This is a genomic window from Photobacterium nomapromontoriensis (assembly GCF_050336815.1).
Taxonomy (GTDB): Bacteria; Pseudomonadota; Gammaproteobacteria; order Enterobacterales; family Vibrionaceae; genus Photobacterium; species Photobacterium nomapromontoriensis.
In genome coordinates this window covers 22,772-35,984 of record NZ_JAKJSL010000024.1, presented here as the reverse complement: position 1 = coordinate 35,984, position 13,213 = coordinate 22,772, and the positions used below count along the sequence as shown (strand labels likewise).

Annotated in this window: 11 protein-coding genes and 1 pseudogene; 5 read left to right on the top strand and 7 right to left on the bottom strand. The window is 42.4% G+C overall.

Translation table 11 applies throughout. The annotated features are described in order from the left end of the window. Nucleotides 1–167: 167 nt before the first annotated feature. Nucleotides 168–1,097: pseudogene (locus tag L4D12_RS09515) on the top strand (formate dehydrogenase subunit gamma); the annotation flags it as partial. A gap of 248 nt (nucleotides 1,098–1,345) precedes the next feature. After that, on the top strand, nucleotides 1,346–2,056 hold the full coding sequence (gene cobB, locus L4D12_RS09510) for a Sir2 family NAD+-dependent deacetylase (protein WP_428447597.1): 711 nt from the start codon (nucleotides 1,346–1,348) through the stop codon (nucleotides 2,054–2,056). Nucleotides 2,057–2,145: 89 nt separating this feature from the next. On the opposite strand, the gene L4D12_RS09505 is transcribed toward cobB, so the two are convergent. Beyond that, nucleotides 2,146–4,152, bottom strand: a complete 2,007-nt coding sequence (locus tag L4D12_RS09505; protein ID WP_428447596.1) for an LTA synthase family protein — start codon at nucleotides 4,150–4,152, stop codon at nucleotides 2,146–2,148. Nucleotides 4,153–4,326: 174 nt separating this feature from the next. Then, nucleotides 4,327–4,752, bottom strand: coding sequence for a PACE efflux transporter (locus L4D12_RS09500; RefSeq protein ID WP_428447595.1), 426 nt, complete (start codon nucleotides 4,750–4,752; stop codon nucleotides 4,327–4,329). Between the two features lie 155 nt (nucleotides 4,753–4,907). Between L4D12_RS09500 and L4D12_RS09495 the strand changes: the two genes are divergently transcribed. After that, nucleotides 4,908–5,789 carry a LysR family transcriptional regulator gene (locus L4D12_RS09495; protein WP_428447594.1) on the top strand — a complete coding sequence of 294 codons (882 nt, stop codon included), beginning with the start codon at nucleotides 4,908–4,910 and terminating at the stop codon, nucleotides 5,787–5,789. A gap of 68 nt (nucleotides 5,790–5,857) precedes the next feature. Here the strand turns inward: L4D12_RS09495 and L4D12_RS09490 are convergent, their stop codons facing one another. The 5 genes from L4D12_RS09490 to potA form a co-directional block, all read right to left on the bottom strand. Beyond that, nucleotides 5,858–6,880 (bottom strand): extracellular solute-binding protein, encoded by a 1,023-nt coding sequence (locus tag L4D12_RS09490; RefSeq protein WP_428447680.1) that lies wholly within the window; start codon nucleotides 6,878–6,880, stop codon nucleotides 5,858–5,860. 368 nt (nucleotides 6,881–7,248) lie between these two features. Then, the gene (locus L4D12_RS09485) at nucleotides 7,249–8,280 is read right to left on the bottom strand and encodes an extracellular solute-binding protein (protein ID WP_428447593.1); all 1,032 of its coding nucleotides are present in this window, start codon (nucleotides 8,278–8,280) and stop codon (nucleotides 7,249–7,251) included. A gap of 110 nt (nucleotides 8,281–8,390) precedes the next feature. Beyond that, on the bottom strand, nucleotides 8,391–9,161 hold the full coding sequence (gene potC, locus L4D12_RS09480; protein WP_428447592.1) for a spermidine/putrescine ABC transporter permease PotC: 771 nt from the start codon (nucleotides 9,159–9,161) through the stop codon (nucleotides 8,391–8,393). Continuing rightward, complete coding sequence (gene potB, locus L4D12_RS09475; protein ID WP_428447591.1) at nucleotides 9,161–10,018, bottom strand: spermidine/putrescine ABC transporter permease PotB; 858 nt, start codon at nucleotides 10,016–10,018, stop codon at nucleotides 9,161–9,163. The genes potC and potB overlap by 1 nt, the downstream gene beginning before the upstream one ends. Beyond that, nucleotides 10,002–11,120 carry a spermidine/putrescine ABC transporter ATP-binding protein PotA gene (gene potA, locus L4D12_RS09470; protein WP_428447679.1) on the bottom strand — a complete coding sequence of 373 codons (1,119 nt, stop codon included), beginning with the start codon at nucleotides 11,118–11,120 and terminating at the stop codon, nucleotides 10,002–10,004. Before potA ends, potB begins: the two co-directional genes overlap by 17 nt. A gap of 388 nt (nucleotides 11,121–11,508) precedes the next feature. Between potA and L4D12_RS09465 the strand changes: the two genes are divergently transcribed. Continuing rightward, a complete protein-coding gene (locus L4D12_RS09465; protein WP_428447590.1) occupies nucleotides 11,509–12,333 on the top strand; it encodes a hypothetical protein in 825 nt (274 codons plus the stop codon). A gap of 98 nt (nucleotides 12,334–12,431) precedes the next feature. Further along, the gene (locus tag L4D12_RS09460; RefSeq protein ID WP_428447589.1) at nucleotides 12,432–13,094 is read left to right on the top strand and encodes a DUF2987 domain-containing protein; all 663 of its coding nucleotides are present in this window, start codon (nucleotides 12,432–12,434) and stop codon (nucleotides 13,092–13,094) included. Nucleotides 13,095–13,213 lie beyond the last annotated feature (119 nt).

Here is a 13,213-nt window from a genome sequence, read left to right as displayed (position 1 = left end):
TTGAGCAGGCAGGAGCTTTAATGACTAAGCGAATTCAACGCTGGTTTACGGTTATTTTCACCGCATTCATCATGGCCTTTTCTATTTCAGCCTTGGCGAATAATGAGGCGGATGGGACGTCAAATAACGCAGCAATGGGTGAATCAGTCGTTAAAACAGAAGCTATTGGTTTTGCTGGCGCTGATTATTGGCGTGCAGTAAAAGACGGCCAAGAAGGGTATACCACCTCAAAATCACCAGAGCATGGTGTATTGATCAGTGTACCTGGACAAACGTGGTATATCCTAAAAGAAAAATGGATGTCACCACTTGGAGCATTAGCTATTTTTGGTAGCCTTGCCATGGTTGCACTGGCTTATGTTGTTGTCGGTCCGTTGAAGCTGAGTAAGCCGAAAACAGGGCGTAAAATTAAACGCTGGAGCCGTTTTGACCGCGCGTTGCACTGGAGCATGGCGTTTACATTTTTAACCTTGGCCTTCAGTGGCCTAACCTTGGTTTATGGTAAGCACTTTATTAAACCTGTAGTGCCTACGGAAGTGTGGGGTTGGGTTATTTATGCGGCGAAACAGTACCATAACTATATCGGTCCAATTTTTGGTATTTTGCTGCTTGCAGTATTGATCAAGTGGTGGCGTAAAAGCTTGTTCACCATGATTGATATGAAGTGGTTCATGAAAATGGGCGGGATGGTAGGCAAGCATAAGGGGACGCATCCATCGGCAGGTTTCTCTAACGGTGGTGAGAAAGTCATTTTCTGGTTGCTTATTTTTTTTGGTATATTCATCACGATCAGTGGATTCATTTTAGACTTCCCAATTTTTGGTCAAACCCGTCGTCATATGGAGCTATCTAATTTGCTGCATATGTTCTCTGCGCTGATTTTGATCTGTGGCTTTATTTTCCATATCTATATTGGTTTGTTCGGTATGGAAGCGGCGCTGGATGGCATGATCACCGGCGAAGTAGACGAGACATGGGCGAAAGAGCACCACGACATGTGGTTCAAAGAAGTGAAGGATCTACCGGAAAATCAACCGGGTTACGATGCTCAGGTTGAAGCCTCTCAAAAAGGCAGTTCTACACAAGATAAAGCTTAGCTTTGAGTAAATAGTGTTAATTTTTTGAGTCTGATAGAGCGGGTAGCGCAAGTTACCCGCTTTTTTATACGATTTAATTGGAAATAATAAGTTTAATTAACCACTCTAACGCACTATAACTTTTTATTGGTAACCTATTATTAGACTAATGTCGTACAAAAACGTTGAATAACCACATGAAAACAAGGATATAAAAGCTATATACTAAGAAAGCGTTAACTGTTTTCTCTAAGATAAAAGGATGCCATATGCTTTTCCCGTATCGAAATATAGTCATACTAACCGGAGCCGGAATTTCGGCTGAATCAGGCATCCGGACATTCCGCGATGGTAATGGATTATGGGAAGATCACCGTATTGAAGATGTTGCAACGCCAGAAGGCTACCATCGAAATCCAGAGCTCGTGCAGCAGTTTTACAATCTGCGTCGTCAACAACTGGAAAGTAGTACTGTATTTCCCAATGAAGCACATAAAGCACTCGCGCGATTAGAACGTGAGCTTGATGGCAAAGTAACGGTTGTCACGCAGAATATCGACAATCTTCACGAAGCGGCTGGCAGTAGCAATATCATCCATATGCATGGTGAACTACTGAAAGCACAATGTAGTCATACTGGACAGGCAATAGATTGGAAAGGGGATATATCACTTGATGATCACTGCCATTGTTGCCAGATGCCATCACCGATGAGGCCAAATGTGGTTTGGTTTGGCGAAATGCCGATTGGTATGGATCGGATTCATGATTTGCTCATGGAAGCGGATTTGTTTATTTCGATAGGGACGTCTGGGGCTGTCTATCCCGCAGCAGGTTTTGTCCATGAAGCAGCGATGCATGGTGCACATACCATTGAGTTAAATCTTGAACCCAGTGAAGTAGAGAGTGAATTTGCAGAGAAGCGTTATGGTCCTGCATCTATCGTTGTACCTGAATTTGTTGCTGAGCTATTAGCGTAGCCAGTGAGTGAGCCAACGTGGATATAGTAAAAACGCCATATTCTGATGAAGAGAATATGGCGTTTTTAATTTATAACTAATTTACTGATTTATTTTACAGCAGCGGCTGTCGTTTGCACGGCTTCATCTTCGAGTGCCAGAATGTTGGCGACTTCTCTTTCACTTGGCATCTTGTATAAACCTTTGTTGTAGGCTAACGATCCCCACAGCGCGTTTGCTTTCGCAATGTTCTTCTGAGTATCCGTGGCCTCTGACGGGGTTATTTCAGCAGTCTCAAAATTATAATCAAATGCTCTTGGCTTACGTTCAGGTGCAAGGACAATCAATTTATCACGGGTCAGATAGCCAAAGTTCTTAGCAAACTGCATCATTGCACGCTCATATTGAGGGGCCAATGGTTTAGTCATATCATGACCGATCATCGGAGAAACGCTGCGTACGCCAATCAAAGACAGTAATGTTGGTGGCATATCAATATTACTGGCAAGACGCGTATCTTGATGAGCAGGTATATCCTTGCCAATAATTAATGCTGGAATATGGAATCGGTCAACGGGTACAAGATCTGAGCCATAGACACGTGAGTCGTGATCCGCGATAACAATAAATACCGTATCGTCCCAGTATGATGATTGCTTGGCTTTTTTGAAGAATTCACCCAAGGCGTAATCGGAATATTTTACTGTATTATTACGCGTATTTTTTGCAGCATCATATTGTGTAATGCGACCATCAGGGTATTCATACGGACTATGATTTGAAGAGGTGAAGACCAAGCTGAAAAAGGGTTTATCTTGTTTGCTCAGTTTAGTTAGCTGTTTATCTGCCATGGCGTACAGATCTTCGTCAGAAGCCCCCCATGACCCTTTAAATGCAATATTGTCGTAATCTTTCTCTTCAATGATATCCTGGAAGCCATTGCCAAGGAAGAATGTCTTCATATTATCAAAATGCGCTTCACCACCATAGATAAACTGGGTGTGGTAGCCTTGCTGTGACAATAGATCCGCAATGGTAAAGAATCCGGTCTGACTCTTGCTCAGCTTAACAACAGCACGTGATGGGGTAGGAGAGAAGCCCGTTGTAACCGCTTCGATACCACGGACAGAGCGTGTACCTGTTGCATATAATTGTCTGAAATTCCAGCCTTCTTGCATTAGTTTGTCAAGATTTGGAGTCAGGGGTAGACCGCCAAGCTCACCAACAAATCGAGCCCCCAGACTTTCTTGTAATAAGATAACTAGATTCTTTTTCTTTCCGGTATAACTGGGTTCATTGACATTCAATGTAGGTAATTCAGCCGAGCTGTACTCGTACGATTTACCTGATGACTGTCGAACGAGAGAGATAATTTCGTTCTCAGGCATACTGCCATAGAATTTAGATGCGCTTTGTTCTGACGCCATATTCTTTATAGCAAAAATGAGTGAGTATGATGAGTTGATCGCTAGATCATTCATTAGAGGGTCAGAGGAGAAAGCAACCATTGCTGGGTTTAAGGGACGATGACCGAGTGAAGAACGAGCACCCAATACACCGACAACAATCACGGCAATCATCAGTGCTGGACGCTGATACCATTTTTGTGGTGAGGACATCCGATTGACAGCATAACCACTAAGCTTCCAGCCCAAAATAATGGCAAGGATTGATCCGATGAGGCCGATGGCTAGTTCCAATTTATATCCTGTCCACAGCATCCCAAAAACTTCTTTGGGATAGATAAGATATTCAACAAACAAACGGTTAGGTCGAAGATCATACTCCATAATAAATGAAGGGGTCGCGAGTTCCATGTATACCATCAGCCAGAGGGAGCCGACTAGCCATACACGTAATACAGTACGCCAAATCTTTCCTACCATGCCAGATTGGGGAAGCACACAAGCAAGTAATGCAGGTAGAATGAAGAGCCAGCATAAGGTTGAAATATCGACTCGTAACCCTTGAAGGATAATCGTCATCCAACCATCAGCTTTTGTTACGCGATCACTGAGCCAAAATGCTAATGATAAGCGGGATACCATTAAGAGGCTGAGAGTGGTAAGACCAAATACCCAAAAAGGGAATAAAAGTCCTTTCTTATTGTTATGCATTGCGTAAAACCCATACCTTAAAGGCATGGATGGTAGCGTTTTATATCGATTAGTAATATGCAGGTTTTGTCTGGATTTGTACGAGGGCAATAATTTGCTCGTACATTAGGTATAGGTAGGGGCTAGAATTGATATAAAAAGCCCGCTACGTAAAAGCCGCGGGCTAGCGTTTAGTTAAATGTTAGCAGGCTTGGTGTGAAAGTACTTCGCACGAACTTGATCGTAAATCCAGTTATAGACGATTGAATAAACCAAGAAAAAGATCACAATGCCAAGGTCTAAAATTAGCACTGTCCAAAAGTCTAACTGTAGTGCCCACATAAGAACAGGGATTGTCACTAATAACAATCCAGCTTCAAAACCAATCCCGTGTGCGATTCGAGTCCCGATTTTACGAGCCAGACGATCAGCCCCGTAGATTTTATCAAAACCTAGGTTGTAGAAATAATTCCATCCCATTGCAATTAAAGATAAGGCTAGTCCTATACCGCCAATGGCTGCTGGGTTGTGGTTGGTGAATAGGCTTGCACCAATCATCATGATCAGTAATGCAAAGACTTCAAATAGCACAGAGTGCAAAATACGTTCTTTAATCGTCATATCGTTAATCCAAATTACTTTTTTGATAATGTTCTAATGAATCAATGCACACTAATGTATCTTAATATATGATTGATTCTAGTTAGTTATTATCATATTTACTGATGGTATAAGTGCGACGTATCAGTAATCAATGAGTTAGGTAGGTTTGTTACATGTATAATCTTGATCAGCTCAATATGTTTGTCACTGCTGCTAAGCTCGGCTCGTTTTCAGCGTGCGCCAGACACCTTGGAAAAGTTCAATCCGCGGTTAGTCAGGGAATTTCGAATCTTGAAATAGATCTGAATGTTGAGTTATTTGATCGCTCAACCAGAAAACCGGGATTGACAGAAGAAGGTCAGCATCTACTGACATTTGCTGAGGCAATATTGCAGCAGGCAAGAGAACTAGAGAGTGCTTCAAAGGCGCTGACCAAGCATGAAGAGACACAGCTGACGTTGGTCGTTGATGACGGATTACAAGTGGATAAGTTGTTCGACATTCTGGATACTTTTGGCCAGCAATTTACATCCACAAGCCTGCATATGAAGACGGCATCTAGCAGTGATATTATTGATATAATCCTGTCAGGAGAAGCCAATATTGGCGTTATGCTCAGTGATTTCGTAATGAGCAGAGAAGTGGATCTTTGCTATATCGGCAATATGACATTTATCCCTGTGGTATGCAGCAGCCATCCTTTGTCATTATTATCTAAGGTGGAACCTGCGGATATGATCCCTATTCGGCAGTTATCCATTCGTGGTTCTCACCTGTCCAAGCAACAACATTTCCCTGCGATATCTTCGCGAGTATGGTCGACAAACAATCCATTTAGTTTAATGGCCCTTGTTGAAAAAGGAATGGGGTGGACGTATCTACCTCGCCACTTAGCACTGAATGGGATTGAGTCTGGCAGACTTCATGCGCTTCCCGTTAGTTTTGATCATAAAGAATGGTCTATCCCTGTTGAGAGTCTGACCCCCAAGGGGATCAGTATGGGACCAGCAACGGTATGGTTAAAACAGGCGTTAAACGGACTATTGGATGATTGATAACGGTAACTGAAAAAAAGCCTGGTCAGTTAACCAGGCTTTTTTTTGTATCTTGTATCAATGTCGAATTACTGACCAGCTTTCAGCTTCTGGTAGTATTCTTCATAAAGTGTATTGGCTGAGCCTACACTGTTCTGCCATTCACCAGCATCCATGACCGCCTGAGTCGGGTAAATGCTAGGGTCATTAACGAACTCTGCTGGTAACAGTTTTTTCGCTGTCGCTACGGGTGTAGGGTAGCCGATCTCAAGTGAGATTTTTGCCGCATTTTCAGGACGAAGCAAGAAATCAATCATCTTATGTGCAGCATCAACATTCTTCGCATTAGCTGGGATAGAAATGCTATCCATCCAGAAAATAGCGCCTTCTTCTGGCCACACGATATCAATAGGAGCACCTTCTTGACGAGCCATGTAGGCTGAACCATTCCACAGCATACCTAATGATGTTTCGCCAGCCATGTAAGGGTTAGCAGGGTAGTCGGAGTTGAAAACTAATACGTTTGGCATCAGTTTCTTCAGTTCTTCGTAGGCCGCTTTGATTTCAGCTGGATTTTGAGTATTGGCTGAGTAGCCTAATTTTCGCAATGCGATATGAAAGACTTCACGAGCATCATCCATCATCATCAGCTGGCCTTCCCATTTAGGGTCCCAGAAATCAGCCCATTTAGATACTGAGGATTTGTCCATCATATCGGTATTGACGCCAATACCTGTCGCGCCCCAGATGTAAGGAACAGAATAATAGTTCTGTGGGTCAAAAGGTTTATGCAGGAAGTTAGGATCGATTTCGTTAAAATGAGACAGTTTCGACTTGTCGATTTTTTGTAGCATATTCTCTTTGCGCATCTTTGAGACGTAGTAAGTTGAAGGTACAACGAGATCGTAACCATCACCGTGCGTCTTCAATTTTGCATACATGGTTTCATTCGACTCATAGGTCGAATAAATCACTTTAATGCCAGTTTCTTTCGTAAACTGCTCCAATACTTCGCTAGGGATGTATTCAGACCAGTTGTAGAAATATAACTCGTTGTCTGCCGCTGACGCCATGTTAGAAAACATAGCCATTGCACAAACACCACCGGCCATTAAAGAAGACCATTTTTTCATTTTATATGCTCCTAACATACAGGGATTTTGAGAGTGCTCTCTAGCGGTATTTACCGCTTCTCCTACATAATTTAAGAATACAGAGACGCGGCCTCTGCTTTCTGACTGATGATAACTACTGTAAATCAGCCTGTATTATAGCAGAGTATCAACAAGTTATGACAAGCATAAATCAAGTACAGATATGACTGTTCATTATGTTGTACGCCACCCGACCATAATGGGTGAATATTGCACCACAAAATAGTTAATAATTAGATAAATTATCTTTTTATATGGTAGCGTAAGAATGACATTGGCTACAGACTAAAAAAAGCGGCTCCGAAGAGCCGCCTATTGTTAGGAAATTACTGCCCGGCTTTAAGCTCAAGGAAGTAGTTTTCGTAACGGATGTTCATATCACCTACAGAGTCTTGCCACTCGCCACGATCAAGATCTTCTTGAGGTGGGAAAAGGGTAGGATTATCTTTATATTTCGCGTTTGATTTCTCAACCGCAGTCAGATAACCCGTTTCTTCAGAGATTTTCGCAGCAACATCTGGACGCAATAGGAAGTCGATCATCTTATGAGCCGCTTCAACGTTTTGCGCATTTTTTGCAATTGCTAAGCTATCAACCCAGAAAATGCCGCCTTCTTTTGGCCAAATCAGCTCAATAGGTAGGCCTTCTTTCTGTGCCGCAGCCGCTGAACCGTTCCACAACATACCCAGACCAACTTCACCAGCTAAATACGGTGCAGCAGGGTTATCCGAGTTGAAAACCAATACGTTTGGCATCAGCTTTTTCAGCTCTTCGCGTGCTTCATCGATTTCTTTAGGGTTGGTTGTATTCCCTGAGTAACCTAGCTTGCGCAATGCAATGTGGAACACTTCACGAGTGTCATCCATTAGCATTAACTGGCCTTTCAGCTCAGGGTTCCACAAGTCTGCCCAGCTATCGAAATCGGCAGGATCGTACATGTCAGTGTTAACTGCCAAGCCAGTCATGGCGATAACATGTGGGATAGAGTAGTCGTTGTTTGGATCAAAAGGCTTGTCCAGATAGTTCTTATCAAGCTCTTTAAAGTTCGTTAGCTTTGATTTATCGATTTTCTGTAACATGCCTTCATCGCGCATTTTTGCAACGAAGTAAGTTGACGGCACAACCAAGTCATAACCTTTTGGATGCGCTTTTAACTTAGCGTACATAGTCTCGTTCGACTCGTAAGTCGAATAAATCACTTTAATACCAGTTTCTTTGGTGAACTGTTCACGTAGCTCCGTAGAAATATACGGACCCCAGTTCATAAAGACTAATTCCTTGTCTGCGGCATTGGCAATATTGGTAAACATCGCAGCTGCACATGCAGTACCGGTTAGAAAAGCGGACCATTTTTTCATTCGATTATCGTCTCCAAAACCCTTTTAGGGTGTTTATACAAAACAAGTGGCCTAAAAAGGCCACTTGCTCATTTTTGGCAATACTGCCAATTTTAAACCGTTTACTTAACTTATTTATGCTTCTCACGAGCAATAAGCTGAGAGGCTACAACCAGAACCAGAGACACAATTAACATAATTGTAGCCAATGCATTCACTTCTGGTGAAATGCCCACTTTAACCATTGAATAAATTTTCAATGGCAAGATCTCGTAGCTTGGGCCTGTGACAAACGAGCTAACAATGACATCATCCAGTGACAGGGTGAAGCTCAGTAGCCAGCCTGCAGCAACCGCAGGTTTTGCCAGCGGGAGAATAATTTGTTTTAGAATTACCCACTCGCTTGCCCCTAGGTCACGTGCGGCTTCTAACATCTTCACATCAAAGCCTTTTAAGCGGCTATAAACTGTGACTACAACAAAAGGCAGACAGAATGTGATGTGGGCAAGTAGTAACGACAAGAACCCTAATTCAGCACCAACGAGAATAAACAACGCCAACAGCGAAATTGCCATCACAATGTCTGGTGACATCATCACGATAAACAGCATACCGTTAACAAACTTTTTGCCACGGAACTGGTAGCGAAAGAGTGCAACCGCCGTCAAACTACCAATAATGGCTGCTGCCGTTGCCGAAAAGACGGCAATATTAATCGAGTGCCATGCTGCTTGCATTAAGCTGTCGTTACTGACGAGTTGGTGATACCACTTAGTCGTAAACCCGCCCCATTTCATACCAAACTTACTGGCATTGAATGAGTTAACAATCAAAATAATGATCGGTGTATAAAGGAATGCATACACCACAGTCATAAAACTGAATTTAAATACGCGTCCCATTATTCCAGCTCCACTTTACGATTGAGTAACTTACCCGCACGGTAGTAGGCATAAAGCATTACTGCCATCGCCATCGTTAGCGCAATACTCGTTGCTGCACCGAACGGCCAATCACGGGCATTAAGCACCTGACTTTTGATTACGTTACCAATAAGCAAGTTCTTTGCGCCGCCTAAAAGGTCAGACACATAGAACATACCCAGTGCAGGAAGCAATACCAATAAACAGCCAGCGATAATACCAGGCATGGTTAGAGGGAAAATGACCTTCACAAAAGTCTGAAACTTATTCGCACCTAAATCACGCGCTGCTTCAATGTAGTTATGGTCTAGCTTCTCAATCGCCGAGTAGAGTGGCAATACCATAAACGGCAGCAAGATATAGACCAGGCCAACCATTACAGCGTGTTCGGTGTACATGATTCGAATGGGTTTATCGATAATATCAAGATACATCAGAGTATTATTGAGAATACCGCGAGTACCCAGCATGATCTTCAAACCATAGGTGCGAATCAAAGAATTAGTCCAAAATGGTACAATCACCAAAAACAGCATGAATGGACGCCATTTTTCAGGCATCTTCGCAATCGCGTAGGCAAATGGGTAACCAATCAACAAACAGAGCAGGGTAGCCACCAGCGCCATATAGAACGAGTGCATCATGACCTTCGCATAAAGCGGATCAAACAACCGGATATAGTTATCCAGTGTAAAGGTCATTTCAATCAGGTTTGCATCATCTCGGGTCAGAAAACTGGTACCGATAATCATTAGGTTAGGTATGAATACAAACAGTAACAACCAACCAACAATGACCGTAATAATGATGTTCTGAAGATTAAGCTTCTTGTTCATCGGCGAGTACCACTTCCCAACTTTCAACCCAAGTAATGGCAACTTTTTGATCCAGAGAGTGGTCTACATCAGGATCATCTTCATTGAAGAATTCGCTAACCATGACCGATTCACCGGATTCCAGTTCAACAACTGAATCGAGTGTCATACCTTTATAAGTACGTTCACGAATATAGCCCACGATACCGTTAGCTTTTTCGCCATTGTGGATCTCTTCAAGACGAATATCTTCAGGACGCAGCAATACCTTCAGCTTATCGCCTTGATTAACTGGCAACGTGCAATGAATCATTGATGGTCGTCCTTCAACATTCGCTAGCACGCGTTCATCATCAAGACGTTCTTTAACAACAGCATCAAAAACGTTAATTTCGCCAATAAATCGCGCAACAAACAAGTTTGCAGGTTCTTCGTAAATTTCACGAGGCGTACCATCTTGTTCAACATGACCAGAACGCATCACAATAATGCGATCTGACATCGATAACGCTTCTTCCTGATCGTGCGTCACGAAAATGAAAGTAATGCCAAGCTTACGTTGAAGCTGCTTAAGTTCGATCTGCATCTGCTTACGCAGTTTGTAGTCCAATGCCGATAATGATTCATCCAGCAACAGCACTTTGGGCTTATTGACAACAGCACGTGCAATTGCGACACGTTGTTGTTGACCACCAGAAAGTTGATGCGGTTGACGAGAAGCAAACTGCTCAAGTTGCACCATTCGTAATGCTTCTAGCACACGAGGTTCAATCTCATCTGCAGCGACTTTCTGCATACGAAGACCAAATGCAACGTTTTCAAATACGGTCATATGCGGAAATAACGCATAACTTTGAAAAACCGTATTTACATTACGTTGCTCAGCGGGAATATCAGTCACATTGTTACCAGCAATAACAATCTGGCCTTCGTCGGCATTTTCAAAACCGGCAATAAGGCGTAATACAGTTGTTTTACCGCAACCAGATGGACCAAGAATGGTTAAAAATTCACCATCATTTACATTCAGATCGAGACCAGCGATGATTTGCTTACCATCGAAGCTTTTACCCAGCCCTTTAAGCTGAATCACTGGTGCTTTAGTAGTTTCTGCAGCGTTCAATTCTACGTACTCTCCACCTAGGGGTTTCATAGGTAATCCCCCCAACTATAGGATGAATTTAGGGGGCGCATGATAGTCCCCTAACCGCGTAAATTAAAGCGTTTTTTTACAAATTTTAAGAACAATTTTTCACAAGCAATCACGTGTTATGCCTAACGTATAATATGACCATAACAATGGCATGATAAATGCTTTAAAATCAATAATAAAGGTGTTGTTTTGGCCGTGCCTTGACCCTTAATCATAGTGCATGACATCAGATGTTTTTTCTCATTGATGGTTATGATTGATGTTCAGAAAAATGGGTTTGATTTAACATCTGTTTCTTTATCTTGCCTACCTAGCGTACAATCGCAGGCCTTAGTGTTTAAAATTTAGTGAAATACAGATGAATAACAAAACATTCCATGTCGGTGGATCTATTGATAAAGCGATGAAAGGTGAGAGCGAACTACAAGCTTTTGCTGTTTTACAGGAAGCTTGGCGAATTACAGCCAAAAACTTCATTTCGTTTTTTCCGGCGGTTGTTGGATTGTTTCTCGCTCAGGCTGCGTTGCTTTTAGTCGCATTGCAGGTGCAACTCGGCAGTGCGAATGTGTTTTTTGATACCATTATAGGTGGCGGAGAGATTCCTTTATCAGTCATTAATGCTGGTTACATGGCGAATTTTTGGTCAGATGTATTAAGCGCACCACTTTATGTCGGTGTTACTTTGATGTCTCTTAATCATGCGGTCGGGCTGCCAAGCAAGCCGAGCCATTTAGTCAAAGGACTGCCGTTTGCGCTTATTTCAATTGTAACTGTTTTGCTCACCTCTTCATTACAGCAAATTGGTAGCACTCTTTTCCCATTTTTAGGGATTGCATTATTGATGGGCTTGAGTATGACAATTATTTTAATTTGCGAAAAACGCGTGTCGCCATTAAAAGCCATTCAGTATTCACTTGTCGCAACCTTCCGTAAGCTGTTGCCAATTACTGCTGTCTACATTGTGATACTGACAATGTTTATTATTTGTTTTGCCGCATTGAATATCTTCATACCATTAGCTATTGCTTGCTTGATATGGACAATCCCGTTTTACTTTAATGTAAAGGCCATCATTTATCGTAATCTTTTTGGCATTACCCTACAGGTAACCACCATTAAACACGGTAAAGATGATGGGGATTATTCAGAGAAGAAAGATGATCCAAACGTTTTCAATGCGTAATAAAACTCTCTTTTTTGATCGTATACCGTTATGACGACAAGGATGTTGTGTCAGTCATGATGTAGCATATGAATCAATTCTTTCTCCAAGGATATAGGATGAAGTTAACTCAGTGGCTACTTGCAGGTTTAGTTGTAACTACTTCTTTTTACACGCAGGAGGTGTCGGCTCAGAACATTGATATGCGCTACAGTGTGCTATATAGCAAGCTGAAGCAAAATGAAAAAGAAGGCCATGATGATGTAAAAATTGCCTTCTTCTTGCTCGATCAGCGTGACGGTCGTGTGTGTGAAATCCAAAAAGGATGGATGCAGAAAGACGAGCATTACGAAGCGCTCGTCATTCCTGCAAATAATGAACTATTAGTGCCAATTGATACTAATTTGCGGCAGGCCAATCCTGATGTCACTTTTGTAATTGATGACGGTATTATCTGTGATGTCTCAATACAAGTTATGGCTAAATTAGCTTATGGTGACCAAATTAGCCAGAGAGATATTCAGTCATTAGTTCCACAGATGGATCAGACGTTGTCAGATTTGGGTGGCATGTTCTCTAGCTGGTTTATGCCTGACGTTGCCGGTGTCATTGTGCATTTTGATAAGCCTATCTCAGAGAATATCACACTTGCCAATGGGATAAACACAGAGCGACAGGGGAATAAAGTCATTTTAAAACTGGCAGATTTGCACACCGGTGAACAGATTAACTTTCCCTATCCCTCAGTGAAAGTCACACCTTGGATTCCGAAGGCGCAGTAAGGACACTGAACAAATCAATCCGCCCTTATAACGTCTGTTGTGAGGACGTTTATATGCTAAGGGCGAGCTCACTCTTAACCCCCATGACTCATATGAGGCCAGGTATTCGATTTTTATTA

What these genes read in the sequence shown, in the direction of transcription:
- L4D12_RS09485 (WP_428447593.1), bottom strand. Translation starts at nt 8,280, where the DNA reads ATGAAAAAATGGTCCGCTTTTCTAACCGGTACTGCATGTGCAGCTGCG.
- cobB (WP_428447597.1), top strand. Translation starts at nt 1,346, where the DNA reads ATGCTTTTCCCGTATCGAAATATAGTCATACTAACCGGAGCCGGAATT.
- L4D12_RS09505 (WP_428447596.1), bottom strand. Translation starts at nt 4,152, where the DNA reads ATGCATAACAATAAGAAAGGACTTTTATTCCCTTTTTGGGTATTTGGT.
- L4D12_RS09500 (WP_428447595.1), bottom strand. Translation starts at nt 4,752, where the DNA reads ATGACGATTAAAGAACGTATTTTGCACTCTGTGCTATTTGAAGTCTTT.
- L4D12_RS09490 (WP_428447680.1), bottom strand. Translation starts at nt 6,880, where the DNA reads ATGGCCGGTGGTGTTTGTGCAATGGCTATGTTTTCTAACATGGCGTCA.
- L4D12_RS09465 (WP_428447590.1), top strand. Translation starts at nt 11,509, where the DNA reads ATGAATAACAAAACATTCCATGTCGGTGGATCTATTGATAAAGCGATG.
- L4D12_RS09495 (WP_428447594.1), top strand. Translation starts at nt 4,908, where the DNA reads ATGTATAATCTTGATCAGCTCAATATGTTTGTCACTGCTGCTAAGCTC.
- L4D12_RS09460 (WP_428447589.1), top strand. Translation starts at nt 12,432, where the DNA reads ATGAAGTTAACTCAGTGGCTACTTGCAGGTTTAGTTGTAACTACTTCT.
- potB (WP_428447591.1), bottom strand. Translation starts at nt 10,018, where the DNA reads ATGAACAAGAAGCTTAATCTTCAGAACATCATTATTACGGTCATTGTT.
- potC (WP_428447592.1), bottom strand. Translation starts at nt 9,161, where the DNA reads ATGGGACGCGTATTTAAATTCAGTTTTATGACTGTGGTGTATGCATTC.